The organism is Rhodococcus sp. NJ-530 (assembly GCF_003860625.1).
In the GTDB taxonomy this organism is placed as follows: Bacteria; Actinomycetota; Actinomycetes; order Mycobacteriales; family Mycobacteriaceae; genus Rhodococcus_F; species Rhodococcus_F qingshengii.
In genome coordinates this window covers 4,073,905-4,098,739 of record NZ_CP034152.1, presented here as the reverse complement: position 1 = coordinate 4,098,739, position 24,835 = coordinate 4,073,905, and the positions used below count along the sequence as shown (strand labels likewise).

Here is a 24,835-nt window from a genome sequence, read left to right as displayed (position 1 = left end):
CCCGACCGTCCGGTTGGGGGCATTCTGCATCTGTACACCTTTTGTGAGCGAAAGTGCCTCTCGGTCTATCTGAGGCGACGGGAGGTACGTTCGCTCGGTGTCAGCGTCGACCGAACGCGTCCACTCCGGTCATCTCAGCGGACAGTGTCCACAATCTGCGTGCGTCGGCGGGATCGGTAGCCCAAGGTTTCACTCCGCCGGCGCTCATGTCATCGGTCTGCGCGACGTCCGCGATGTTGCAGTCCTGGAGATACGCGCCGGAGTGATCGGCGAGTATCGGTGCCGTCGCTGCCCACACCGTTGTAGCGGCGCCCTGGGAGGGAGTCTTGAACCCCGGCACGGCGTCGCCATTCGACGTCGTCCATCCGAGATCGTGTTTCTCCGATGCAGAGAAGTGACGTTGAAGGGGAGTGCGGATGCTCCCGGGATGGACGGAGAACGCACTGATACCGCGTGAAGCACCGGAGCTCGCCAGCTGTACAGCGAATAGAGCATTTGCAGTCTTGGCTTGACCGTACGCAAGCCAGCGGTCGTAACCGTTGCGGAAATTTATGTCATTCCAACGCACTCCCGACAGAAAATGTCCCGCCGACGAGACAGCGACTACGCGAGAGCCGTTTGCGGGCATGGCTGGCACAAGCAGGTTCACCAGTACAAAGTGCCCGAGGTGATTGATCGCGAATTGTGATTCCCATCCGGAGCCGACACGGAGTTCCGGGCAGGCCATGACCCCCGCATTGCAGATGATGATGTCCGGAGTGATCCGGGATTCGAGAATTTCTCGCGCACACGATCTGACACTGCTCGGGTCCGACAGGTCGCACGCTCGCACTTCGATACCCGGAAGGTCGGCCACCGCGCTCCGTGCCTGTTCTGGTCGGCGGGCAAGAACTACAACTCGCGCGCCGACCGAAGAAAGTGACTGCGAAACCTCATATCCCAGTCCGGAGTACCCGCCGGTGACCAAAACCATAGTGCCTGTTAAATCTTGTCCGGCAAGTACGTCGTCGGCAGTGGAGACTCGGGAGTATCCGGTGTTGATTTTGCGCTGGATGGAATTCATGGCTGCGACCGTAAAATCTGGAGTGCACTCCAGGTCAAGGAAAGGTCGCCAGGCAATGCGCGAACTGTCAATCGGTGACGTCGCTGTCCAGACCGGAATCAGTATCGATTCCCTTCGATACTTCGAACGTGAGGAATTGCTCGTTCACGAGGTGGCGCGCTCGGCAGGTGGGCGTCGGGTGTACTCCGAAAGCGATGTCTCTTGGTTGAAGCTGTGCAATCGATTCCGAGACTCGGGTATGCCGATCGCCACGATCCGCGAATTCGCCGCTCTCGTCAGGTCAGGGCCGGGAAACGAGAAGGAGCGGCTTTCACTTTTACAGTCGCATGAGGAGTTGATTCGATCCAGGATCGCTGCGATGCAGGAAAACCTGAACGTCATCCACGACAAGGTTTCGGCGTACGAGCGACATGTTCGCGAGGGGACCGTCGTAGGTGTCTGGGAGCCGGAACCGTCGCCCGAGTGATCGACGGCTGGGCCATTTGCGGCGATTTCCAGCTACCCCCATGTGAGCGAAAGTGGCTTTCGGTCTATCTGAAGCGACGAGAGGTACGTTCGCTCGGCTCGGGCACGGGTTGCTCGGGAGCGCGCGATTTGTCGCGGTCGCCACCCCACCCACTTCGGGTGAACGTATCGCTGCCCCCGTCAGAGAAGGGGAGCGATACGTTCACCCGGCTGTGGAAGGGGAGATTGGGGCTGGCGCACAAACCAAAAGAACCCCCGAAAATGTCTTCCGACATTCTCAGGGGTTCCGCTTGGGTGAGCGACGGGACTCGAACCCGCGACAGCCAGGATCACAACCTGGTGCTCTACCAACTGAACTACGCCCACCATTGCCTCGGCCACCGGTTTGACCCGGCTGCTTTGACGAAAGAGATACTAGCGCGAAAGTCGGTCAGGAAGCCAATCGGCAGGTCAGGCGGGACCCAAGCCCTCTACGACGGCTGCGATCTCCGCGCTCGACGGTCCGGGCGCCGCGACGAATGCAGTGCCGCGGTAGTACTTGAGTTCGCGGATGGATTCCTTGATGTCGGCGAGTGCCCGGTGGGCGAGACCTTTTTCGGGCTGGCCGAAGTAGATTCGCGGGTACCAGCGGCGGGAGAGTTCTTTGATGGAGCTGACGTCGATCATCCGGTAGTGCAGGTATGTGTCCAGTGCCGTCATGTCCCGTGAGATGAATCCGCGGTCGGTGGCGATTGAATTACCCGCCAAGGGAGCCGTACCGGCGACGGGAACGTGCTTGCGGATGTACGCGAGCACCTCTTTCTCCGCCTCGGCGAGGGTGACCGTCGACTTACGAACCTCTTCGGTCAGTCCCGACTTTGCGTGCATCTTCTTCACGACGTCGGGCATTGCAGCCAACGCGTCGTCGTCGGCGTGGATGACGATGTCCACACCTTCGCCCAAGATGTTCAAGTCGCTGTCGGTCACCAGAGCCGCAATCTCGATGAGTTTGTCCGACTCGAGTCGCAGCCCGGTCATTTCGCAATCGATCCATACCAATTTGTCCTGCACCAGGAACACAGTAGTGCGCGCGGGCGCGGGATAAGGTCTGCGGTGGAAACTCGACGTGTGTGAGACGGCGTTCGGGTGATGACAAGAACTTCGCCGCATTGCAACGAGGAGGGCTTTTCGATGACCGTGGATCCGAAGGACGGAGCAGCGCCGCTGACGCCGGCGGAGAAGGCGAAAGCTGCCAAGGCTGCCGCTGCCGAAGCCGCTCGGATTGCAGCTGAAGCCGCTGCAGCAGCTGAGGAAGCAGAGAAGGAAGCGGCTGCCGCTGAGGCCGAAGCATCGGCCGGAGCCACCCCCGCTGCTCAGGCGCCCTCGGGTGCTGCCGCTGAAATCGCGGCGGGCTATTCATCCGAGGGGCGGGCACTCGAGCTCGGCTCGGTGGTGATCGACGGTGTGGCAGATCCCACCGCGCGGGTGCGGATTCCGTTGGCGACGATCAACCGTCACGGTCTGATCGCCGGTGCGACGGGTACCGGCAAGACCAAGACGTTGCAGGGCATCGCCGAGCAGCTGTCCGCCGCGGGTGTGCCGGTTGTGATGGCCGACGTCAAGGGCGATCTCTCGGGTCTGTCGAAGGCGGGGGATCCGAGCGAGAAGATGAAGTCTCGCGCAGTCGAGACGGGCGACGATTCGTGGACTCCCGCTGGGATGCCAGTCGAGTTCTTGTCGTTGGGTACTGACGGAATCGGTATCCCGGTGCGCGCGACCATCACCAGTTTCGGGCCGATCCTGCTCAGTAAAGTGTTGGGCCTCAACGAGACCCAGGAATCGACACTCGGGCTGATCTTCCACTGGGCCGACACTCAGGGCCTCGCCCTGCTGGACCTCAAGGATCTGCGTTCGGTCATTGCCCACCTGACAAGCGCTGAGGGCAAGGCCGATCTGAAGGGTATCGGCGGAGTTTCCTCGGCGACGGCGGGAGTGATTCTGCGCGCGTTGGTCAACCTCGAAGCAGATGGTGGTGACACCTTCTTCGGTGAACCAGAACTCGAAACCGAGGATCTGCTGCGTGTCGTCGGCGGTGCCGGTGTGATCACGCTGTTCGAACTCGGTGCCCAGGCGGCGCGCCCGGCAATGTTCTCCACCTTCCTGATGTGGGTGCTCGCGGACCTGTTCCAGACGCTGCCCGAAGAGGGAGATCTGGACAAGCCGAAGCTCGTGTTCATCTTCGACGAGGCGCACCTTCTGTTCGCGGACGCGTCGAAGGCCTTCCTGCAGCAGGTCGAACAGACGGTCAAGCTCATTCGTTCCAAGGGCGTCGGCGTGTTCTTCTGCACGCAACTTCCGACCGACATTCCGAATTCGGTGCTGTCACAGTTGGGTGCGCGGGTTCAGCACGCCCTGCGTGCCTTCACGCCCGACGATCAGAAAGCCCTCAACAAGACCGTCCGCACGTACCCGAAGACCGAGCACTACGACCTGGAAAAGGCACTGACTTCACTCGGCATCGGTGAAGCCATCGTGACCGTACTCTCGGAAAAGGGTGCGCCGACGCCGGTGGCCTGGACCAAGATTCGTCCTCCGAGGTCGCTGATGGACACCATCGGCAACGACGCGATCAAGGCGGCCGCGTCGTCGAGTCCCCTGAATCAGAAGTACGGCCAGACCATCGACCGCGAGTCGGCGTACGAGAAGCTGACGGCCAAGGTGGCCGGTGCTCCGACAGCGGATCAGTCCCTGGATCTTCCGTCGCTGCCCGATCTGCCGCCACCGCCGCCGGCCGAGCCGGAGGGCCCCAACATCGCCGAGCAGATCTTGGGCAACTCGGCTGTCAAGAGTTTCCTGCGCTCGGCGGCTTCGGCTGCGGGACGCGAGATTTCGCGAAACATCTTCGGCACCGGTAGTCGCCGCAGGCGCTGAGGCTCAGGCGCCCGCGAGGTCAGATGCCGACCTCGCGGGCCAGCAGGTCGTTGATCGATTCGCGCCTGATCAACGGCCGCGCAATCCCGCCCAGCACGGCGACGACCGGCGGCCGGCCGACGCTGTTGTAGGTGGAGGCCATGCTGTGGTGGTATGCGCCCGTACACGGCACTGCCAACAGGTCACCTTCATGTAGGTCGGCGGGAAGCCTGGCTCCGACGGCAATTTCGTCGCCCGATTCGCAGTGTCGCCCGGCGACGGTGACTTCCTGGAGCGGTGCGCGCGAATGTCGGTTCACCAGTTCGACGTCGTAGTGGCTGTCGTACAACGACACCCGAGGGTTGTCGCTCATCCCGCCGTCGACGGAGACGAAGGTTCGTCCCCCGCTGATCGACTTGATGTTCTGTACGCGATAGAGCGTGACTCCGGCCCGCGCAGCGATCGCTCGGCCAGGCTCGAGCACGATTTCGGGGCGAGGGAAGCGGTTTCGGGTGCACGCGTCGTCGAGAGTTTCGTCGATGACGTGAGCGAGGCGGGTCAGATCCAATTGGGCATCTCCCGGCACGTAGGCGATCCCATGGCCACCGCCGAGATCGAGTTCGGTGAGGATGATTCGATGCGAGCGTCGTATGTCGTCCATCTGTGCGATCATCGTCTCGATCGCGGGGCGGAAGAGTTCGGGATCGGTGATCTGGGAGCCGAGATGGCAATGCAGGCCGATGAGCTGCAGGTGCGTCGCGTTGGCGACGACGGATACCGTACGTTCCAGTTCTTCGGAAAACGCTGGTAGGCCGAACTTTTGGTCCACGATGCCCGTGGACACTGCCTTGTGTCCGTGTATGTCGATGCCGGGTGTGACTCTGACCAACACCTTCTGTCGGTGGGTACACACCGACGCGAGCCGTACCGCTTCGCTGGGGGAGTCGAGGACGATCCGGCCGACACCCGCGTTGACCGCCGCCCTCAGTTCGGAAACCGATTTGGCATTGCCGTGCAGGATGATTCGGTGGGGGTCCACGCCCGCGGCAAGCGCGACGGCGAGTTCACCGGCGGAACAGACATCCACCCCGAGTCCCTCGTCGGAGACCCAGGTAGCCATCGCTCGAATCATCAGTGCCTTGCCGGCGTACACGATCTCCGAGTCGGGGAAGATCTCTCGATACGTGCGGCAGCGGTGCCGCACGTCCGCCTCGTCGACGACGTACGTCGGTGTGCCGTACTGGTCCGCGATCTCTTCGAGGGAGACGTCGCCGATGCAGACACGCCCGCTGTGGTCGTGGCGAGTACTGATGGGCCACAACGCAGGATCCATACGCGGTGTCATTGCGCCGCGTAGGGAGGGGAAGATTTCGAGTAGCGTCACGTCGATCTCCTGAAGGTGACCCGCCGTGTTGCGGGCTACTTTCAGATCTACTCCCGAAGATCACAGGTGGGGCGGATCTTGACGCTTACTTGACGCGCCGCCGAACGAGGTTGACGCGGCTCTGACGGCCTCGGCACTGTGCCCGTGGACTCACTGTGCCCGTCGCCGCCTCCATCCGAACCAACCGAGCACCGCGAGCAATGCCACCGCGGCGCCTCCGCCGATGACCGTCGATCGGTCGGCGGACACACCAACGGACGGAGTTCCGCCGGCACTCGGGGCGTAACCGGCGCCGTACACGGACTCGACCGCCGCTTGGATGTCGAACCCGGTTTCGGTAGCCGGCCCGCAGCTGTGCCCCTCGTGCTCGGCGTCGACGTAGTACGGCGCAGAAACGAACATCAGCTGCTCGGTGCCGAGCACGTAGCTTGTGCCACAACCGTTCCCGTTCGCGAGTGTCCCCACCGACGTCACCGATGCCAGATCGCCTTTGTAGACCCGGCTGACGTCGAACAGGTAGGTGTCCTCGAACCCGTCCGAAGTTTTCTCCGTCGGAGTCCCGAGGAAAACGGTGCTGGAGACGCTCACGGCTTCTTCCGGGGTAGCCGATGATGCGCACGAACATGCATTCGCTGCCGAGGGCAGCAGTAAGGGCAACCCTCCGGTCAAAAGAAGGATTGCCCCGACTGCCAGTGTTCTTCGCATCGCTATTAACCGACTATATGGTCTGCTATGGACTGCTCTGAGAAGTTTGAGTGAATCAGCCGCCGAGCTTCTTGTAGAACGTGCCCACGATCGGCGCAACGACGGCACGCGGGCTGTAACCGCCCGCGACGGACATCGCCTTGCTCAAGATGCCCGGTACGACGCGCATCTTGTTCTCGGCCAGGCCGTCGAGCGAGACCTTGGCGGTGTACTCGCTCGAGATCCAGAAGAAGTCCGGGACGAGCTTGTCGACGATCGACGCTTCGGCCGGGTCCGGGGTTTCGGTGCGTACGGGGCCTGGGGCGAGCAGGGTGACGTTCACTCCGGTGCCCTTGAGTTCACCTCGCAACGATTCCGCGAAGGTGTTCACGAACGCCTTGGTGGCGGCGTACGTCGCGTTGTTGGGGATCGGCATGTTTCCGGCCGCGGACCCGACCATCAGGATGGCTCCGGACTTGCGCGCGAGCATGCCCGGCAGCACGGCCAGCGTGAGATCGTGCACTGCAACGGCGTTGAGCTCGACCTGGTCGCGCTCGTATGCCGGGTCCAGCTCGGCGATCGGCCCGAAGGTGGCGATACCGGCGTTGTTGCACAGGATGCTGATGTCGCGGCCACCGAGTTCCTCGACCAGAACGGCACGCGCCGCGCTGTCGGAGAGGTCCGATGCACGGACCTCCACCTCGACGCCGTGCGCGGCACGAAGCTTCTCGGCGAGGACCTCCATGACCTCGCCGCGACGGGCAACGAGGATCAGGGAGTGTCCGCGTGATGCCAGATCAGCGGCCAGTGCCTCTCCGATGCCGGAGGAGGCGCCGGTCACGACGGCGCGGGCTGTGGTTGTGGGTGTCGGCAGGCTCACGATCAGTCAGCGTAGCCGGTCAGATCTTCGCGGCCAGTCGTGTGCCCTGTTCGATGGCACGCTTGGCGTCGAGTTCGCCAGCGACATCCGCGCCGCCGATGATGTGGGTCACCACACCCGCGACGGTCAGTTCGTCCACGAGATCGCGAACCGACTCCTGCCCGGCGCAGATGACGATGGTGTCGACCTCGAGAAGTCGGGGCTTCTCGTGCTTCTCACCGAAGGTGATATGCAGGCCGGCGTCGTCGATGCGCTCGTAGTTGACGCCCGAGAGCTCGTGGACGCCCTTGTTCTTGAGGGCCGCCCGGTGGACCCAGCCGGTGGTCTTCGCGAGGCCGGCGCCGATGCGTCCTGGCTTGCGTTGGAGGAGGTAGACCTCCCGCTCGGAGAGCTCCGGTACCGGAGTGGTGAGAGCGCCCGGGGCCATTTCGGGTTCGGTGACGCCCCATTCCTGCTTCCACTCCTTGAGATGAAGAGTGGGGGAAGTGGGGTGCGTGAGGAATTCGCTCACGTCGACGCCGATGCCGCCGGCACCGATGACGGCGACGGACTTGCCGACGGGCTTGCCCTCTCGGACGACCTCGGCGTAGGTCAGCACCTTCGGGTTCTCGATGCCGGGGATCTTGGGAACCCGCGGCGTCACGCCGGTGGCAACCACGACTTCGTCGAAGGAGCCGATGAGATCTGCCGGTGCGACGCGGGTTTCGAGCTTGACCGTCACTCCGACCACGTCCAGCATGCGGGTGTAGTAGCGAATGGTCTCGGCGAACTCTTCCTTACCCGGAATGAGCTGTGCGATCCCGAATTGCCCGCCGATCTTGTCCGAGGCCTCGAACAACGTGACCGAATGACCACGCTGAGCAAGATTGAGTGCTGCGGAAAGTCCGGCAGGACCGGCGCCGACGACGGCGAGATTCTTGGTCCGCCGAGTGGGGGAGAGGATCAGCGTGGTCTCACGGCCCGCGCGCGGATTGAGCAGGCAGGAGACCTGCTTGTGAACGAAGGCGTGGTCGAGGCAGGCTTGGTTGCAGGCAATGCACGTGTTGATCTCGTCGGACGCTCCGCGTTCTGCCTTGTTCACCCAGTCGGGATCGGCGAGCATCGGCCTGGCCATCGAAATCAACTGCGCGTCACCGCGGTTGAGGATCTCTTCGGCAGTCTCGGGCATGTTGATCCGATTCGAGGCGGCTACCGGAATGTCGACGTGCTTCTCGAGTTTGCTCGTGATGTCCACGAAGGCTGCTCGGGGAACCGAGGTGACGATGGTGGGCACCCGTGACTCGTGCCATCCGATGTCGGTGTTGATGATCGTGGCGCCGGCAGCTTCGACTTCCTTTGCCAATGAGACGATTTCATCCCAGGTCTGACCGCCCTCGACCAGGTCTGCCATCGACAACCGGAACACGATGATGAAGTTCGGGCCGACGGCCCTGCGTGTGCGTCGCACGATTTCGACTGCCATGCGTCGACGGTTCTCGGAACTGCCGCCCCACTGGTCGGTGCGCTTGTTCGTGCGCTCGCAGAGGAACTGGTTGATGAAGTAGCCCTCACCGCCCATGATTTCGACGCCGTCGTAACCCGCGGACTTGGCCAGGCGCGCGCAGCGAACGTAGTTGCGGATCTGCCAACGCACCCCACGGCCGGTCAGCTTGCGCGGACGGAACGGGTTGATGGGCGCCTTGATCGACGACGCGGAGACACTGAAAGGCTGGTAGCTGTAGCGGCCGGCGTGCAGGATCTGCATGGCGATCTTTCCGCCCGCGTCGTGAACCGCCTTGGTGATCCGGCGGTGACGGCGCGCTTCGATGCGGTTGGTCAGCTTGGCACCGAAGGGCAAGAGCCAACCGGTGCGGTTGGGCGCGTAGCCGCCGGTGATGATCAAGCCGACACCGCCACGAGCACGTTCGGCGAAGTACTCGGCCAAGCGGTCGGTGTCCTTCGCGCGATCTTCGAGGCCGGTGTGGATCGATCCCATGACGACGCGGTTCTTCAGCGTCGTGAATCCGAGGTCGAGCGGTTCGAGCAGGCGGGGAAACTGTGTATCCGTCATGACTGAAGATGTCCTTCCGTGGCGTACTCGCCGGTGTCTTCGGTGGCGTACTCGCCAGTGTCTTCGGTGGCGTACTCGCCAGTGGGCAGTGCGTCCAGAACTTCCTGGCACCAGTCGGTGAATCCTTCCTCGACGCGGATGCCGCCGCGAAGTACGAGGTACTGGTGCAGTGAAGAGCCGGAAAGCGCTGCTGGATTGGGGAAGTCACGCTTTTCGATGAGTCGGTAGACGTCGAGGCGGGCGGCGTGGCCGTCGCGGTGGCGAGCGACTTCGCGTCGTAGAGCGGGGAGATCGGCGTGCGCAGCGGCCCTGATCTTGATGGCCAACTCGTTGCGCAGGTGGTTCGGTTCGGACGGCTCTGCGATCCATCGGGTCAGTTCGGCGCGGCCGGCATCGCTGACGCGGTACATTTTCTTGTCCGGTCGGCCGTCTTGCGCGATGGCCTCCACCTCCACCCAGCCTGCCTCGTCCATTCGCTTGAGGACTCGGTAGATCTGCTGGTGCGTCGCGCTGTGGAAGAAGCCGATCGACTTGTCGAACCGGCGTGTGAGGTCGTATCCCGACGCATCCTGTTCGGACAGGGAGACGAGCAACGCATGTTCGAGTGCCATGGAAAAAGTATCTATGCACTCAGGTGCGTATGCAACTAAGTGCGTACTAACTCGGGTGCATAGAACGTCTTGTATGTCGACTTCGGAGAGAGGCGCCGAGTCGGCCGCGCGCAGTTAGGCTTCGCCGTATGAGCGCCGAGTCCACGAGCACGCAGGCCGAGCCACCCGCAGGCATCGGCGGTGCGGCCACGAAGAGTCAAGTGTTCGCATGGGGGCTGTGGGATTGGGGATCGGCCGCATTCAACGCAGTGATCCTCACGTTCGTCTTCTCGGTCTATCTCACCGACGCGGTCGGTGACGACCTTCCCGGCACGATTTCGGCAACTACGTGGCTCAGCTGGGCACTCGGAATCGCCGGCTTCTTCATCGCGATTCTCGCTCCGATCACCGGACAACGTTTCGATGCGTCGGGTAAACGTAAACTCTCGCTCGCGATACTGACCGGCATCACCGTGCTCTCGATGGCGGGCCTCTACTTCGTCGAGGACAACTACCGCTATCTGTGGCTCGGATTGGTTCTGCTCGCAATCGGTTCGGTGATCTTCGAGCTTGCCGGCGTTCCCTACAACGCCATGATGCGGCAGGTGTCGACACCGGAGAATCTGGGTAGAGTCTCCGGCTTCGGCTGGGCCATGGGATATTTCGGCGGAATCGTGCTGCTGTTGCTGTGCTACTTCGGGTTCATCGTCGGCGACGGTGACACTCGGGGATTCCTCGGATTGACCACCGACGGCGGCATGAACATCCGGATGGTGGCACTGCTGGCTGCAGTGTGGTTCGCGGTCTTCGCGATTCCGGTGTTCTTCAAGGTTCCAGAGTTGCCCAGCCCCGCGGTCGATCCGGGAGCGTCCAAGGCCGGGTTCCTCGACTCCTATCGGGTGTTGTGGCGCGATCTGCGCGAACTCTGGAACGTCGACAGGCGCACGATCTGGTACCTGATCGCGAGCGCGCTCTTTCGTGACGGTCTCGCGGGCGTGTTCACCTTCGGAGCCGTGCTGGCTGTCAACGTCTACGGGATCAGTGCGGCCGACGTGCTGTTGTTCGGTGTTGCGGCCAACGTGATTTCCGCAATCGGTGCATTGGTGGCCGGACGTTTCGACGATCGGATCGGACCGAAACAGGTCATCACCGTCTCGCTGGCGTCGATGATCGTGGTCGGCGCAATATTGATCGCGGTGTCAGGGCCGGTGATGTTCTGGATCTTCGGTCTCGCGCTCTGCCTCTTCGTCGGGCCCGCTCAGTCTTCGGCACGAACCTTCTTGGCGCGCATCACCCCGCCTGGGCGTGAAGGTCAGATGTTCGGCCTGTATGCGACCACAGGCCGAGCAGTGTCGTTTTTGGCGCCGACACTGTTCGGCCTGTTTGCTTGGCTCTTCGGTGCAGACCGTGCCGGCATCATCGGACTGCTGGTGGTTCTCGGCGTCGGTCTTGCCGCATTGTCGATGGTGAAAGCGCCGGAAGGGGACAGTGCGCTTCCCGTCAATCCTTGAAGTAGACCAACTGGTGTGTCGTAGCGAGCAATGCGCCGTCACTGCCCCAAATTTCGGCCGACTGATCGAAGTACCCGTTGCCGAACCGTTGGGTCCGCGCGGTTCCCAGCACGGAATTGTCTGCCTGTTCGGTCAGCGTCTGAGCGTCGGCGTGGAAGTAGATGGTCATCGAGACCGTCCCAGCCGGAGCCATCTTGCCTCGGCGCAAGAAAACTCGTGGGAAGAAGACATCGCACAGTGCGGTCAGCGACGTGAAGTCGAGAGCGCGTGCCGGTTGATCGCGCACCCAGAGCGTCGTTGTCGAGTCGGGATGCTCGCCCGACTCCAGGTCGGGGATCGCACCCTCGACAAAGCGCATCTCGTAGTTCTGTGCCCAGGCGATGAACTCGGGGAACGGCAGCAGCGTAACGTCTTCGGCCGACGGAACTTCCGGCATCGTGATCTCGGTAGACGACCAGGTTTCACGCCTGGTACCGAACACTGCCGTCGCGGTAGTGGCGACGGTTCCGTCCTGAGAAAGTTCGATGGACCAGTGTTGCGTCGAGCGGTTGGTGCGCACCGGCCGGGCGGAGATCTCGAAGGCGCCCTCGGTGATCGGACCGGCAAAGTTGACGGTCAACGACAGCGGATCGCCGAGGCGTTCGGGGTGCTTCAGTACAGATTCGAGCAACGTGGCAGCGGTGACGCCGCCGAACGGCCCGACCATGTTGTTGTACGCCGGATTGGTCTCGCCGGTCGACAAGCCGGCGGTGAGTGGCGTCAATCCGACAGCAGCGTCGAAAGGATGGGGTGGTGCAACGGTTTCGGTCATCGCAGAACTCCTGGTGATGGAATCAATTCGGCTCTATGTATGACAACATACATAGAGCCGAATTCGTCGCGGCGATCAGGATCCTGCACGTGCGAGGATCGCCTCGGCCAACTCTTCGGCTCGCTCTTCCGGAATCCAGTGACTTCCGCCGTCGAGCACGACGAACTCGTAGGGAGCGTCCACGAATTCACCACAGCGTTCTGCGCCTGCGCGGCCGAGCGCTGTGTCGCCGGTGCTCCAGACATACGTGGTCGGCACGGTGGTGCGATCGATGTCGCCGAAGTCGCGGGTCATCGCGCGGTACCAGTTCAAGGCGCCGGTCAGCGCGCCCTCCCCGCTCAGGGCACGAATGTGCTCGTCGGCGAATTCAGGATCGATCTGGCCGTCGAACATGGCGCGCAGCCGGCGAAAGTTGTCCTCCGACAACACTTCCTCGGCTTTGCCCTCCTGTCGGAGAAGTCCGATGTACGACGAGCGTTGTTTTTGGTCCTCGTCCTCGCGGAGTGCCCAACCGAAGGCGGTGGGGTGGGGGACCGAGATCGCCGTCAGGCTGCGGATCCGGTTCGGATGGCGACCGGCGACCTGCCAGGCGACCGCCGAACCCCAGTCGTGGCCGACAAGATGCGCGTCGGACAGGCCGAGCGCGTCGAGCAATCCGACGACGTCGGCTACCAGGTGCTCGATCTTGTAGGCATCCACCCCTTCGGGGCGTGCGCCGGCGGAGTAACCGCGCTGATTCGGTGCGATTACGCGGTAGCCCGCTGCGGTGAGCAGTGGTGTGACCTTGCCCCAGGATGCGGCGCTCTCCGGGAAGCCATGCAGCGCTACCAGCGGAATGCCGTCGTCCGGGCCCGAGATCAGTACGTCGAAGGTGAGGTCGCCAACGGGGATTTCGTATGTACTCGTGGAAGACATGACTCTCACCGTACGTCGAAAAGGTGAACCCGAGGTCAGTTTCGAGGTGGATTCCAGGTGGCCATTCCGAGCATGATGACTCGCAGTTGCTTCTCGGCTCGTGTGATGACGGCGGCTTCGTCGCGATACCCGGCGGTCCCGGCGTCCAGCAGTTCGACGACAGCACTGAACATCGTCGAGACGATCAGGTCGGCAGCCATTTCCAGATCGTCCGACGACCAGCTTTCCAGTCCGGCAATTCTGGAGAGGTCGATGGTCAGTTCGCTGACGAACAACCGCATTTCAGTGGCTATCGCACGTCGTACCTCACTGACGCCGCTGTAGCGTTCGCGGCAGAGGAACCGAAACTGTCGCTCGTGTGTATGCACTTGTCGCACAAGGATGCCCAGGGACGTAGCGGCGTCCTTGGTGCTGGGATTGCGCCTTGCGTCGCGCAGCATCTGGCGCAACATACGCATGCTCTCTTCGACGAGGACGACACCGACGTCCTCCAGTGAAGCGAAGTGGCGGTAGAACGCCGTCGGAACGATCCCGGCTTCCCTGGCTACCTCTCGCAGGCTGATTCCGGCGAAGCCGCGATCGGCCGAGAGGTCCATGGCAGTGTCCAGGAGCGCTTGGCGTGTGCGTTCCTTCTTGGCGGCACGACTTTCCGGTTCCCTGTTGTCGGGTTCCCTGCGCTCGGGGTTCACCGGTCCGGCCTTCGTCACGACGTCGAGTGTAGGTACAGGCATTCCGGCTCCTTTCGGCAACTCGTGTAACTCGGATCACATTCTTGTTGACATGTACTTGTGTGCACCTGTCACACTATCTTCGGTGAACATTTGTACACTGAATTCACGCAGTCGGGGGAAGCTAGCCCAGCAATCGAGATACCCGGCAATCGAAGTACGAGGAGGGTCATGACAATCGCATCTGCTCCTGAGAACACGACACCGAAGTCCACACCTCGGCGCGGACTGTCCTTGGTGGGACTGATCGAAGCCATGGCTGCTCCACATCAGATCGACCGATACCTCGAGTTGGTCAACCCGATGACGACCGTTCGTGACATTCGCGCGCAGGTTGTCGCTGTCGACCATCCGACGGCTGACTCCGTCACTCTCACGCTGCGCCCGACGCGCCAGTGGCGCGGTTTTCAGGCGGGCCAGTTCGTGCAGTTGGGCGTGGTGATCGACGGTGTTCGTCACACTCGCTGCTACTCGCCGGCCGGGGGCGCGTCTACGCGCAGCGGGCTGATCGAGCTCACCGTCAAAGCGCATCCGGGTGGCTTGGTGTCGCAGTATCTGTACGCCAACGCAGCGCCCGGGCTCGTTGTCAGCCTCTCGCAGGCAGACGGGGTGTTCTCCCTTCCCGTCGACCGCCCGCGTCGGGTGTTGTTGATCAGTGGCGGCAGTGGAATCACCCCGGTCATGTCGATGCTTCGGACGCTGGTGGAGGAGCAGCACTCGGGCGAGATCGTGTTCGTGCATTACGCGAACACCGATGCCGACGTGGCGTACACGCGCGCGCTGAAGACCATCGCCGAGCAGAACCCGAACGTGAAACTGGTACTCGTGTACACCGAAAGCGGTGGAGGTGACCTCGAAGGTTTCTTCGATCGCGGGCACCTCGACGCGGTGGCTCCTTGGATCGCCGATCCGGACACGATCGACGCTCAGGCTTATCTCTGCGGACCTCCCGGACTGATGCGGGGAGTGCGTGAGGTGTTCCGTGAGGTCGACGTCGAGCACTTGCTCAACACCGAGGAGTTCGCGCCGGCGGTGGCCGAGCCGGGGGAGGCCGGCGGCGAGGTGTCATTCACCAAAAGTGGGGTGGCGGCCGAGAACTCCGGCGAAACACTTCTCGAACAAGCAGAAGCTGCGGGCCTCAATCCCGAGTACGGATGCCGGATGGGAATCTGCTTCTCCTGCACCTCCGTCAAGAAGGCGGGCCGTACCCGAAACGTGCGCACCGGTGAGACAGACGACGAGCCGGACAAGAAGATCCAGCTGTGCGTCAGTGCTCCCGTCGGCGACGTCACCGTCGACATCTGAAGTCCCATTTTCCACACGACTGTCTGGAGACCGACATGTTTGGACTTTCACTTCCCACCCTCCCGTTCCTCGGCAACGGTTCCGATGCGAAGGACGACGCTCCCGTCGTCCTGACGTACGAGCAGGTCGAGGAGATCGGCCGCGAGTTGGACGCATTGCGCGATCGCACCGTCGCCTCGCTCGGGGCGGAGGATCGGGAGTACATCTACAAGATCATCAAGGCTCAGCGCGGGTTCGAGGTCGCAGGTCGCGGCTTGATGTATCTCGGCTTCCTGCCTCCGGTGTGGCTCGCGGCAGTCGGTGCATTGAGCGTGTCCAAGATCCTCGACAACATGGAGATCGGCCACAACGTCATGCACGGTCAGTACGACTGGATGCGTGAACCAGGGCTCAATTCCGAAGTCTTCGAATGGGATACGGTGTGCCCGGCCGACCAGTGGCGTCACTCGCACAACTACATGCATCACACGTACACCAATATTCTCGGCAAAGACCGCGACATCGGATACGGCATCCTGCGTATCGACGACGCGCAGAAGTGGAACCCCTATTACCTCGGTAATCCGGTCTGGGCCTTTGCCTTGATGATGCTCTTCGAGTGGGGCGTGATGATGCACGACCTCGAGATCGAGAACGTCATCCAGGGCAAACGCAAGTGGCACGACGTCAAGCCGCTTCTGAAGGGCTGGTGGAACAAGGCGGGCAAGCAGGTCCTCAAGGACTACGTCATCTTCCCGGTTCTCACGGGGCCGCTGTTCGTGACCACTCTCGCGGGGAATGTCACCGCCAACCTGGTCCGGAACGTGTGGACTTACTCGATCATCTTCTGTGGCCATTTCCCCACCGGTGTCCAGAGCTTCACCGAGGACGAGACGGCCGACGAGACTCGCGGGCAGTGGTACGTGCGTCAGATGCTCGGCAGCGCCAACATCGAGGGAAGCCCGCTCTTCCACATCATGTCCGGCAACCTCTCGCACCAGATCGAGCACCACCTGTTCCCGGACCTGCCTGCGCATCGTTATCCGGAACTCGCTCCCCAGGTGAAAGAATTGTGTGGGAAGTACGGTTTGCCGTACAACACCGGTGGGTTCTTCAAGCAGATCGGTTCGGTATGGGGCAAGATCTTCAAGCTCGCTCTTCCGCCCGGTTTGGTCAAGTCGACGACCCCTCCCGGTGTTATCGTCGAGCGCCAGCGAACTGCAGCCTGAGAGGCACACACTGATGGTCGGGAAATTCGAACGCCGCAAGGACACGGTCCAGGAACTGACCGAAAGTGCAGCCAACCACGTGGGCTCGATCGCGATGATCATCGCCGGGGCCGTTCGAGACGTGACGCGCGAGATCGGCGACTGGGTGTCCGACGGAATCGAGATGCGTGAAGCAGCGAAAAAGGCTGCAGCTGACGATCGTTCGGAGTCCGTGACCATCGAGCACGACGACAGCGATCCACCTGAAGACTGGCGTTGATTCACCGCGGCGGACGGCCTGATCGCGCAACCGCGAGCCGTCTCGCCTGAACGACCACGTTGCCCTCCGTCACAGATGACGGAGGGCAACGTGGGTTTCGTGGACTGTTTCGGCGGCCGAAGAGGCGGATCGAACGCCGCTCACAAGTGAGGTCCTAAGCAGCGCTTCCGAGGCTCGCCGAGTCGAAGCTGCCGAGCCCGGTGCTACCGAGACCGCTGCTACCGACTCCGCCCAGTGCGAGCGCATTGCTGCTGCCCGCGCTCAGTAGCTGGACGATGATGTTGATGACGATGGGGTCGCCGGTGAGCGGAATTGTAGGCACAGGGGGACCTGCTTTCTGTTTCGAGATGTGGTGAGAAGGTGAGCGGCGACGGGATCGTCGACGTGGTCAGGCGGGCTGTTTCAGCCACTTCCGGTGCTGCCGAGCGACACGATGGAGCCGTTGCCGAACCCGAGTGCTCGGGAGAGTGAGCCGAAGTCGATGACCAGGCTGCCCAGGGTGTGCTGGTTTATCACGGTGGTTCCTGTCTGTGCCGCGACTGTGTGATGCGAGCGGGTAAGTCGATCAGGGAGCAGGCGTCGTGGGAGTTTCGCCGCCGCCGCCAATCGGAGAGTTGTCGGTGTAGAGGAAACTGCTGCCGGCGTTGAACATCTGTAGGACGGTGTTCAAGACGACGGCCAAAGCGCCTGTGGTTGGTGCGGCGATCATGTGCTTGCTCCTGGTTTCAGCGGTGGCGACGTGGTGGTCACCGTGGTCACCGCCATCACAGTGTCAGGCGGCTTGGAGCGGGCCCTGTGCGAGAGATTCTCTCGCACAGGGCCCGAGATTCGTCCTAGGAGACGCCGCCGCCATCCGTCGAGCCCGTGCCGGTGCTGCCCGCGTTGAAGAGCTGCAGGATGGTGTCGAAGAAGGCACCGAGGAGAGCGTTATCCTGGCCGTTGATCATGTGTTTCCCCTTAATTGTTACTGGTTTGCGCGGTGATTCGCACCACACTTTTATAGCCCGGTTCGGAGCGGAAAAGTGGGGTCCAGGCGCCACACGTGGACAGCTAATAGCGAGGATGTGAGTGTTCACATTTTCGCTGGACGATTGTCCACATCAGTGCTTGCGAAGGTCAGCGAGATCATGGCAGCGCGCAGTTTGAGCAGTTCAGAGGGCAGGGCCGGATCCAATCCGGTCAGGGTTGCGATGCGCTTGATTCGATTGTCGACGGTGTTGGTGTGCAGGCCGAGCGCCGACGCGGTGCGCTGACGATGCTGGCCGTTGGCGAGATGTATGGACAATGTCTGCAGCAGTTCCGGATTGCCGTCGAGTGGCTTGAGAAGATTGATCAAGCTGTCGCGGCCTGCGCCACCCCGAGTGAGTTGATACTCGAGCGCGAGGTCTTCCATTCGGTAGGACCGCGCCGGCAGTCTCAGGCGCCGCACGAGTTGCGCCAATTCGTGAGTGGTTGCTTGGGCGGCGGCGATATCTCGTACCGCGGCGTTCTCGGCGATTGCTGTGATCTCCACCCCGACCGTTGCGCGTGCGCGTTGGATGACCTCGCACACTGTTCCCCAGTCGGGTGTGCCCTCGATCAGGACCAGACCACGTTGCGGTGCAGGAGCTTCGAGCAGCGCCGACCCGAAGTGGGCCGCGATTTTCGATTGAGCGACGGAGAGGTCACGGTAGGCCTGTATGCGCTGGTGGTTGCCGTTGCGTGCTCCCGGGCGGATGGGCGGCAGGTTCACCAGGAGTCGCAGGACGAGATAGCGGGGTGCGAGTTCAACGCCCATCTGCAACGCAAGCTGGGTGGGATCGTCGCCGTCCAGCATGGCTTTCACGAGAGCGCCGGCGGAGTATTCCCCGAGTTGGGAACCGGCAGGAAGAGCCGAAAGATAGCTGATCGAGATGAACGAGTGAAGCCGCTGCGCAAGTGCGAACAAGAACTCGTTGAGATCCCCGAGATTGGCGGAGTCCTCGGCGTCGGCCCGGCTGAGGATGAGGGTGCGAAAAGTGCTGATGCCCTCGTTGGTCAAGTTGAGGATCGCGCTGAGTGGCACGCCTTTCAATGCTTGTTGGACGGTCATCGTGTGAATGCCGTCCAACTCTTGGTCGGTGGGAAGTTTGCGGTGATCCAATAGCTGGATCCCCACTTGGAGCCCCTGCACGATCACCGCAATCAGTTCCCGACGTACTGCCTCCGTTTGGAGGGAAGTCAACGTCGGGTTGGCACGGGACAGGTGATCTACGAGATCGCTTGCCAGTGGGATGACGTCGTTGACCGCTGTGGAGGCGGGCTTGCCTCCCAACATGAGCGGTCCCGGGTTGTTCAGCAGCGCTGGGGACATGGGTGGCCTCCTCTAGACAGGTGCGTCGCCTGGCACAGGCACCCGGAGGCTCGGCGCGTTACGAAGCGCGGTACACGCTGAGGCCTTGTTCGGGGGCATACTCGCCGCTGAAATTTGCGGATCGAATTGCGCCAGGCGTTGTGATTTCTACCACATGAACGATCGTCCAACTGTGAAATGGACAAATGTGAAGATAAGTCCATATGCCCCACGCGCTGCGGACCTAAACAATCGTCCACTTACGGTGTTTTTCGACGTCAGAGCGGAAAACGGATTCGGAGGACACTACGAGTTCCGTCTGGGATGATTGCCGGCGCCTACGGTGCTCGTCGCGGGCGATTTGCTCAGATCAAGCTCGAGGGCCCCGGGTCCTCGCGGACCCAGGGCCCTCGCGGCCTAGGTATTGATTCGACCAGTCCGATGTACGGGAACCGGTTCAGGGTGAAATCACCCCTTTTTGTACTGCTGTCTGTATTGCGGAAATCTCTAGATGACGCCCAGCGAAATCATGGCGTCGGCCACCTTCACGAAGCCGGCAATGTTCGCGCCGTGCACGTAGTCGCCCGGCTTTCCGTACTCGGCAGCGGTGTTGATGGTGCGCTTGTGAATGCCGCGCATGATTCCGGCGAGACGCTCGTCGGTGTACTCGAAGCTCCAGGAATCACGCGAAGCATTCTGCTGCATTTCGAGAGCGGAGGTTGCAACGCCACCGGCGTTGGCCGCCTTGCCGGGTGCGAAGGCTACGTTCGCGTCACGGAAGAGCTGGATGCCACCGGGGGTGGTGGGCATGTTCGCGCCTTCGGCAACGGCCTGAACGCCGTTGGCGATCAAGGTCTTTGCGGCATCTTCGTCGAGCTCGTTCTGAGTCGCGCAGGGGAGTGCGACGTCGCACGGCACGTCCCAGATGGAACCGTCGGCGATGAACTCGGCATGCGGAACTGCGTCGGCGTACTCGCTGATGCGGCCGCGGCGAACTTCCTTGATCTCCTTGAGGAGGTCGAGATCGATGCCCTTCTTGTCCACGATGTATCCCGAGGAATCCGAGCAGGCGATCGCGACGCCGCCGAGCTGGTGGATCTTCTGGATTGCGTAGATGGCGACATTGCCGGATCCGGAGATCACGACGTTCTTGCCTTCGAGGCCTTCACCCTTTGCCTTGAGCATTTCGGCGACGAAGTACGCGACGCCGTAGCCGGTGGCCTCGGTGCGAACCTGCGATCCGCCCCAGGTGATGCCCTTGCCGGTGAGGACGCCCGACTCGTACGTGTTGGTCAGCCGCTTGTACTGACCGAACAGGTAGCCGATCTCGCGACCGCCGACACCGATGTCGCCGGCCGGAACGTCGGTGTATTCACCGATGTGACGCTGCAGTTCGGTCATGAAGGACTGACAGAAGCGCATGACCTCTGCGTCGGAGCGGCCCTTGGGATCGAAGTCCGAGCCACCCTTGCCGCCGCCGATGGGCAGGCCGGTGAGTGAGTTCTTGAAGATCTGCTCGAAGCCGAGGAACTTCACGATGCCCAGGTTGACGCTGGGGTGGAAGCGCAGGCCGCCCTTGTAGGGGCCGAGTGCACTGTTGTACTGCACGCGGAAGCCACGGTTGACGTGAACGTTGCCCTGGTCGTCGGTCCACGGCACGCGGAAGATGATCTGGCGTTCCGGCTCGCAGAGCCGCTCGATGAGTCCGGCGTCGGCGTAGCGGGGGTGGCGTTCGAGCACTACGTGAAGAGACTCGAAGACCTCTGCGGCGGCCTGATGGAACTCGGGCTCTCCTGCATTGCGAACCAAAACCTGATCGTAAATCTGCGCTACGCGGTCACGTACGGACACCGCTCACCTACCTCGTTGTGAGAACTCTTTTACATTTCCGTTACATACTAGGCGCCTTTATTGCTGTATCGGACAACTGTCCTGTGAAGGTGAAATCGGACACAGCTGTCACTTGTGTCAGTTGAACGGGCGATTTATAACAATTTGCTCAGCTTTCACTCTCTTAACACATTCCAAATGGTTTGCTTCTGCGGTCGGGGATCACTGTGCCTGTGGTCCGAACGAGTCGAAATGATCAGAGGGGCTGCACGTGCGTAATAAACACTCCATGTCGGCGATGTTGTCGATAGGCGTCGTCACGATTGCCGCGACGATTGCCGCAGCACCGTCTGCGTCGGCGATCGGTGGACCGTGCGGTTCGGGAGGAAGTGGTTCCGCCGGATCGATGACGGGTTCGCTCGGCTCGCTGACCGGATCGCTCGGCAGTGGATCCGCCGGTACCGGCTCCCTCGCCAACGCGCTGCCTTGGATCACCGGCGCCCCCAACGGTGCTCTGCCGGTGCTGACCGGCCGGACCAAGGCGATCGAAATGGTCACTGGCCCAGGCAGTCCCAACAACACCATCGAGCGGTTCAACGTGTCGGGTACCGACCTCGGAATCATGTGGGACAACGGTCTTTCGGGGCCGGATCACGACGTGCTGATGGCATTCGGCGACACGGTGGGCGACTGCGACACCCCGGGTGACGACTGGCGCAGCAACGTATTGTTCCGCAGCAACGACACCGCCATTGCCGACGGGATGAAGATCGACAGTTCTCCTTTGGACGGCCCCAATCATTCCAAGGAGATCATTCCGGGATTCGGCATTCCGGGTGAGTTCACCACCATCCCGACCGCTGGAATCTCTTACGGTGGTGTGCAGTACATCAGATTCATGTCCGTTCGGTCGTGGGACGAACCTGGAGCCTGGACCACCAACTACTCGGCTCTGGCCTTCTCCACGGACAACGGTGAGAACTGGGAACTCGATCCGGCGACAGTTCGCGCCAATACCGAAGGACTTGGCATTCCGGGGATTCCGGCAGTATCGCCGATCAATTCCAACTTCCAGCAGAGCGCCTTCCTCGACGGTCGGGACGGCTACATTTACGAATACGGAACTCCCTCAGGTCGTTTCGGTAAGGCGATCCTGGCGCGAGTGGCCGGCGCCGACATCAGAAATCTCGGCGCCTACGAATACTGGGACGGCTCCGGTTGGAGTCCGCGAGATACCGATGCCGTTCAGGTCATCAAGGCACCGGTCAGTGAACTCGCAGTGCAGTGGAACGACTACCTGAACAAGTACGTTGCCATGTACACCAGTGCCGAGGGCAACCTGGTGATCCGTCAGGCCGACCAACCGCAAGGCCCGTGGAGTGGTACGCAGACCCTGTTGAGTGGAATCACGTTGCCCGCGTTGTACGGCGGATTCATGCACCCGTGGGCGAGCGGACAGTTCCTCGAATTCGTCGCCACCACGTGGGACCGTTACAACGTCATCTACATGCGGACCGATTTGAACGGACTCCAGATGGCGTCGTCGGATTCGCGCGATCGTCCTGACCCCGCGACCACCGGTGAGGCTCGCGTACTCGAAGTCACGATGCCGGAAGACCGCTAGCCGAGCAAGATTCGACAACTATGGCCTGCAACTCGATCGAGTTGCAGGCCATAGTTCTGTGGGTAGTGATATTCGGGTGATACTCAGAGAATGAAGAGCATTTCCTGATACGTCGGGAGTGGCCAGTGATCGTCGGCGACGATGGTTTCGAGGAAGTCGGCCGCTGCACGTACCTCTGCCATGGCGGGCAGGAGTGCGTCCTGTGCGTGCTTGGCCTGATCGAATGGCGACTCGCCGGCGTCGGTGTCGATTGCTGCGCGCAGGGCCGCGAGCGCTGTGCGCAGAGCCGCAACGGGCGCCGACACTTCTTCGAGCGGTGCTGAATCCGGTTCGAGGCCGGCAGACTTCAGTGCGACGAAGTTCTGCGCAACTTCCGTCTGGTGGCGCACTGCGGCCGGAAGAATCAGCGTCGTACCGATTTCGGCGGCCAGGCGTGCCTCGACGCCGATGCTCAGTGCGTACTGTTCGAGTCCGACCTCGTAGCGGCTGTGCATCTCCCGGTGGTTGAAGACCTTGTACTTCTCGAAGAGTTCCATCGAGGATTCGGTGATCAGTTCAGGAAGGGCGTCCAGCGTGGTGCGAAGGTTCGGCAGGCCGCGAGACTCGGCCTCGATCTGCCAGTTCTCCGAGTAACCGTCGCCGTTGAAGACAACCGCACCGTGGTTGGTGATGATCTCGGTGAGCAGATTCTGGACGGCGGTGTCGAAATCGGCGCCGTCGGCGACCGCGGCCTCAAGTTCGGTGGCCATGTAGTCCAAGGCCTCGGCCATGATCGTGTTGATGGTGACCATCGGGCCGTTGACTGTTTGCAGCGATCCTGGCGCGCGGAACTCGAAACGGTTGCCGGTGAAGGCAAATGGGCTCGTACGGTTGCGATCGCCCGGGTCGGTCGGTAGGACGGGAAGGGTATCGGCGCCGATCATCATGGTGCCCTTGTCCTTCGACGATGTCGCGGCGCCCTTGGCGATCTGCTCGAAGACGTCGGCCAGTTGATCGCCGAGGAAGATCGAAATGATGGCCGGGGGAGCCTCGTTGGCACCGAGGCGGTGATCGTTGGTTGCCGATGCGACCGACGCGCGCAGGAGGCCCGCGTATTTGTGGACGGCCCGGATGACTGCGGCGCAGAATACGAGGAACTGGGCATTGTCATGCGGATTGTCGCCGGGGACAAGCAAACTGCCGAGTTCGGAGTTGCCCAGCGAGAAGTTGACGTGCTTGCCGGAGCCGTTGACACCGTCGAACGGCTTCTCGTGGAACAGACATTCCATGCCGTGCTTCTTGGCGATTGTCTTGAAAGTGGTCATCAGCAACTGCTGGTGGTCCGCGGCGATGTTGCCTCGCTCGAACATCGGGGCGATTTCGAACTGGCCGGGCGCAACCTCGTTGTGCCGCGTCTTGGCGGGGATACCGAGTTTGAAAAGTTCCCGCTCGGTGTCCATCATGAATCCGAGCACACGTTCCGGGATCGCCCCGAAGTAGTGGTCGTCGAACTCCTGGCCCTTGGGCGGCTTTGCGCCGAAGAGTGTTCGGCCGGCGTTGAGGAGGTCGGGGCGGGCGAGGAAGAAGTGTCGATCGATCAGGAAGTACTCCTGCTCGGGTCCGCAGAACGACACGATGTGCTCGGGATCGGTATGACCGAACAACTTAAGGATTCGTTCGGCGTGGAAACCCATTGCCTGTTGTGAACGCAGCAGGGGAGTCTTGTGGTCGAGCGCTTCGCCGGTCATCGAAACGAACACGGTCGGGATACACAGTGTGTTGCCGTTGGGGTTTTCGAGAACGTAGGCCGGGCTGGTGACATCCCAGCCGGTGTATCCGCGAGCCTCGAACGTGTTGCGCAGCCCGCCGTTCGGGAAACTCGAAGCGTCGGGTTCACCTTGGATCAAGGTCTTGCCGGCGAACTCCGCCAGTGCACTGCCGTCGCCGACCGGCTCGAGGAAGCTGTCGTGCTTCTCGGCCGTCAACCCGGTCAGTGGATAGAAGACGTGGGCGTAGTGGGTTGCGCCTTTCTCCAACGCCCAGTCCTTCATCGCGGATGCGACCGCGTCGGCGACCATGGGATCAAGCGGTTTGCCTTGCTCGATCGTCGCCATCACCGATTTGTAGACGAGCTTGGGCAGTCGCTTCTGCATGACCACCTTGTTGAAGACGTTGGCACCGAACACCTCGCCGGGTGTCTCGTCGGTGGTGAAACTGACCACCGGAGGTGTGTAGGCCTCGACGTCCTTGATCGCTTGCAAGCGAACTGCATTTCCACTCATGTGCTTACCCCTCGCCCGGGCCCAGGGCTGCGCTGCTGATTGCGAGCCCGACTTCGGCAAACCCTAC

The 24,835-nt window shown here is 62.0% G+C and carries 22 protein-coding genes and 1 tRNA gene; 7 read left to right on the top strand and 16 right to left on the bottom strand.

Features of this window, described 5'->3' with window-relative positions; all coding sequences use genetic code 11:
* Positions 1-100 precede the first annotated feature (100 nt).
* Complete coding sequence (locus tag EHW12_RS19095) at positions 101-1,063, bottom strand: oxidoreductase (protein WP_125051486.1); 963 nt, start codon at positions 1,061-1,063, stop codon at positions 101-103.
* 55 nt (positions 1,064-1,118) lie between these two features.
* Between EHW12_RS19095 and EHW12_RS19090 the strand changes: the two genes are divergently transcribed.
* Entirely contained in the window at positions 1,119-1,529 is a 411-nt protein-coding gene (locus EHW12_RS19090) for a MerR family transcriptional regulator (RefSeq protein WP_042923889.1), read from the top strand.
* A gap of 292 nt (positions 1,530-1,821) precedes the next feature.
* On the opposite strand, the gene EHW12_RS19085 is transcribed toward EHW12_RS19090, so the two are convergent.
* Both EHW12_RS19085 and orn read right to left on the bottom strand, forming a co-directional pair.
* Positions 1,822-1,894, bottom strand: a tRNA-His gene (locus tag EHW12_RS19085).
* 84 nt (positions 1,895-1,978) lie between these two features.
* The gene (orn, locus tag EHW12_RS19080) at positions 1,979-2,578 is read right to left on the bottom strand and encodes an oligoribonuclease (protein ID WP_024487359.1); all 600 of its coding nucleotides are present in this window, start codon (positions 2,576-2,578) and stop codon (positions 1,979-1,981) included.
* A gap of 120 nt (positions 2,579-2,698) precedes the next feature.
* Here orn and EHW12_RS19075 point away from each other — a divergent pair, with 120 nt between their 5' ends.
* Positions 2,699-4,438, top strand: coding sequence for a helicase HerA-like domain-containing protein (locus tag EHW12_RS19075; protein WP_050656807.1), 1,740 nt, complete (start codon positions 2,699-2,701; stop codon positions 4,436-4,438).
* Between the two features lie 19 nt (positions 4,439-4,457).
* Here EHW12_RS19075 and lysA read toward each other — a convergent pair whose 3' ends face one another.
* From lysA to EHW12_RS19050, 5 genes are all read right to left on the bottom strand, one after another.
* Entirely contained in the window at positions 4,458-5,801 is a 1,344-nt protein-coding gene (gene lysA / locus EHW12_RS19070) for a diaminopimelate decarboxylase (protein WP_125051484.1), read from the bottom strand.
* A gap of 150 nt (positions 5,802-5,951) precedes the next feature.
* Complete coding sequence (locus EHW12_RS19065; protein WP_125051482.1) at positions 5,952-6,389, bottom strand: hypothetical protein; 438 nt, start codon at positions 6,387-6,389, stop codon at positions 5,952-5,954.
* 172 nt (positions 6,390-6,561) lie between these two features.
* Entirely contained in the window at positions 6,562-7,365 is an 804-nt protein-coding gene (gene cmrA / locus EHW12_RS19060) for a mycolate reductase (protein WP_019749133.1), read from the bottom strand.
* A 19-nt stretch (positions 7,366-7,384) separates the two neighbouring features.
* Positions 7,385-9,415, bottom strand: a complete 2,031-nt coding sequence (locus EHW12_RS19055) for an NADPH-dependent 2,4-dienoyl-CoA reductase (protein ID WP_125051480.1) — start codon at positions 9,413-9,415, stop codon at positions 7,385-7,387.
* Positions 9,412-10,026: a PadR family transcriptional regulator gene (locus EHW12_RS19050; RefSeq protein ID WP_042923881.1), complete on the bottom strand. Its 615-nt coding sequence runs from the start codon at positions 10,024-10,026 to the stop codon at positions 9,412-9,414. Before EHW12_RS19050 ends, EHW12_RS19055 begins: the two co-directional genes overlap by 4 nt.
* Positions 10,027-10,154: 128 nt before the next feature.
* On the opposite strand from EHW12_RS19050, the gene EHW12_RS19045 reads away from it, so the two are divergent.
* Positions 10,155-11,516 carry an MFS transporter gene (locus EHW12_RS19045; RefSeq protein WP_007733331.1) on the top strand — a complete coding sequence of 454 codons (1,362 nt, stop codon included), beginning with the start codon at positions 10,155-10,157 and terminating at the stop codon, positions 11,514-11,516.
* On the opposite strand, the gene EHW12_RS19040 is transcribed toward EHW12_RS19045, so the two are convergent.
* The 3 genes from EHW12_RS19040 to EHW12_RS19030 all read right to left on the bottom strand — a co-directional run bounded on the left by EHW12_RS19040 (position 11,506) and on the right by EHW12_RS19030 (position 13,973).
* Positions 11,506-12,327: a thioesterase family protein gene (locus EHW12_RS19040; RefSeq protein WP_007733332.1), complete on the bottom strand. Its 822-nt coding sequence runs from the start codon at positions 12,325-12,327 to the stop codon at positions 11,506-11,508. The genes EHW12_RS19045 and EHW12_RS19040 overlap by 11 nt on opposite strands.
* A gap of 75 nt (positions 12,328-12,402) precedes the next feature.
* Positions 12,403-13,242 (bottom strand): alpha/beta hydrolase, encoded by an 840-nt coding sequence (locus tag EHW12_RS19035; protein ID WP_125051478.1) that lies wholly within the window; start codon positions 13,240-13,242, stop codon positions 12,403-12,405.
* Positions 13,243-13,277: 35 nt separating this feature from the next.
* The gene (locus EHW12_RS19030; RefSeq protein ID WP_003945327.1) at positions 13,278-13,973 is read right to left on the bottom strand and encodes a TetR family transcriptional regulator; all 696 of its coding nucleotides are present in this window, start codon (positions 13,971-13,973) and stop codon (positions 13,278-13,280) included.
* 168 nt (positions 13,974-14,141) lie between these two features.
* On the opposite strand from EHW12_RS19030, the gene EHW12_RS19025 reads away from it, so the two are divergent.
* From EHW12_RS19025 to EHW12_RS19015, 3 genes are read left to right on the top strand one after another with little or no spacing between them, the layout of a single operon-like run.
* Positions 14,142-15,275 carry a ferredoxin reductase gene (locus EHW12_RS19025; RefSeq protein ID WP_125051476.1) on the top strand — a complete coding sequence of 378 codons (1,134 nt, stop codon included), beginning with the start codon at positions 14,142-14,144 and terminating at the stop codon, positions 15,273-15,275.
* Positions 15,276-15,310: 35 nt separating this feature from the next.
* The gene (locus tag EHW12_RS19020) at positions 15,311-16,483 is read left to right on the top strand and encodes an acyl-CoA desaturase (RefSeq protein ID WP_064689260.1); all 1,173 of its coding nucleotides are present in this window, start codon (positions 15,311-15,313) and stop codon (positions 16,481-16,483) included.
* Positions 16,484-16,496: 13 nt separating this feature from the next.
* On the top strand, positions 16,497-16,742 hold the full coding sequence (locus EHW12_RS19015; RefSeq protein WP_003945295.1) for a hypothetical protein: 246 nt from the start codon (positions 16,497-16,499) through the stop codon (positions 16,740-16,742).
* Between the two features lie 154 nt (positions 16,743-16,896).
* Here EHW12_RS19015 and EHW12_RS34695 read toward each other — a convergent pair whose 3' ends face one another.
* From EHW12_RS34695 to gdhA, 4 genes are all read right to left on the bottom strand, one after another.
* Positions 16,897-17,064 carry a hypothetical protein gene (locus tag EHW12_RS34695; RefSeq protein WP_003945367.1) on the bottom strand — a complete coding sequence of 56 codons (168 nt, stop codon included), beginning with the start codon at positions 17,062-17,064 and terminating at the stop codon, positions 16,897-16,899.
* A gap of 243 nt (positions 17,065-17,307) precedes the next feature.
* Positions 17,308-17,451, bottom strand: coding sequence for a hypothetical protein (locus tag EHW12_RS34690; protein WP_003945326.1), 144 nt, complete (start codon positions 17,449-17,451; stop codon positions 17,308-17,310).
* Between the two features lie 363 nt (positions 17,452-17,814).
* A complete protein-coding gene (locus EHW12_RS19010) occupies positions 17,815-19,074 on the bottom strand; it encodes a helix-turn-helix domain-containing protein (RefSeq protein ID WP_003945374.1) in 1,260 nt (419 codons plus the stop codon).
* A gap of 486 nt (positions 19,075-19,560) precedes the next feature.
* Positions 19,561-20,904 carry an NADP-specific glutamate dehydrogenase gene (gene gdhA, locus EHW12_RS19005; RefSeq protein WP_003945368.1) on the bottom strand — a complete coding sequence of 448 codons (1,344 nt, stop codon included), beginning with the start codon at positions 20,902-20,904 and terminating at the stop codon, positions 19,561-19,563.
* A gap of 268 nt (positions 20,905-21,172) precedes the next feature.
* Here gdhA and EHW12_RS19000 point away from each other — a divergent pair, with 268 nt between their 5' ends.
* Positions 21,173-22,507, top strand: a complete 1,335-nt coding sequence (locus tag EHW12_RS19000) for a DUF4185 domain-containing protein (RefSeq protein WP_007733338.1) — start codon at positions 21,173-21,175, stop codon at positions 22,505-22,507.
* A gap of 83 nt (positions 22,508-22,590) precedes the next feature.
* Here EHW12_RS19000 and EHW12_RS18995 read toward each other — a convergent pair whose 3' ends face one another.
* Positions 22,591-24,768 (bottom strand): glutamine synthetase III, encoded by a 2,178-nt coding sequence (locus EHW12_RS18995; RefSeq protein WP_003945365.1) that lies wholly within the window; start codon positions 24,766-24,768, stop codon positions 22,591-22,593.
* Positions 24,769-24,835 lie beyond the last annotated feature (67 nt).

Coding starts and splice junctions, on each gene's coding strand:
- EHW12_RS19095 (WP_125051486.1), bottom strand. CDS start 1,063: ATGAATTCCATCCAGCGCAAAATCAACACCGGATACTCCCGAGTCTCC.
- EHW12_RS19090 (WP_042923889.1), top strand. CDS start 1,119: ATGCGCGAACTGTCAATCGGTGACGTCGCTGTCCAGACCGGAATCAGT.
- EHW12_RS19075 (WP_050656807.1), top strand. CDS start 2,699: ATGACCGTGGATCCGAAGGACGGAGCAGCGCCGCTGACGCCGGCGGAG.
- EHW12_RS19055 (WP_125051480.1), bottom strand. CDS start 9,415: ATGACGGATACACAGTTTCCCCGCCTGCTCGAACCGCTCGACCTCGGA.
- EHW12_RS19050 (WP_042923881.1), bottom strand. CDS start 10,026: ATGGCACTCGAACATGCGTTGCTCGTCTCCCTGTCCGAACAGGATGCG.
- EHW12_RS19045 (WP_007733331.1), top strand. CDS start 10,155: ATGAGCGCCGAGTCCACGAGCACGCAGGCCGAGCCACCCGCAGGCATC.
- EHW12_RS19040 (WP_007733332.1), bottom strand. CDS start 12,327: ATGACCGAAACCGTTGCACCACCCCATCCTTTCGACGCTGCTGTCGGA.
- EHW12_RS19035 (WP_125051478.1), bottom strand. CDS start 13,242: ATGTCTTCCACGAGTACATACGAAATCCCCGTTGGCGACCTCACCTTC.
- EHW12_RS19030 (WP_003945327.1), bottom strand. CDS start 13,973: ATGCCTGTACCTACACTCGACGTCGTGACGAAGGCCGGACCGGTGAAC.
- EHW12_RS19025 (WP_125051476.1), top strand. CDS start 14,142: ATGACAATCGCATCTGCTCCTGAGAACACGACACCGAAGTCCACACCT.
- EHW12_RS19020 (WP_064689260.1), top strand. CDS start 15,311: ATGTTTGGACTTTCACTTCCCACCCTCCCGTTCCTCGGCAACGGTTCC.
- EHW12_RS19015 (WP_003945295.1), top strand. CDS start 16,497: ATGGTCGGGAAATTCGAACGCCGCAAGGACACGGTCCAGGAACTGACC.
- EHW12_RS34690 (WP_003945326.1), bottom strand. CDS start 17,451: ATGATCGCCGCACCAACCACAGGCGCTTTGGCCGTCGTCTTGAACACC.
- EHW12_RS19010 (WP_003945374.1), bottom strand. CDS start 19,074: ATGTCCCCAGCGCTGCTGAACAACCCGGGACCGCTCATGTTGGGAGGC.
- EHW12_RS19000 (WP_007733338.1), top strand. CDS start 21,173: ATGTCGGCGATGTTGTCGATAGGCGTCGTCACGATTGCCGCGACGATT.
- EHW12_RS18995 (WP_003945365.1), bottom strand. CDS start 24,768: ATGAGTGGAAATGCAGTTCGCTTGCAAGCGATCAAGGACGTCGAGGCC.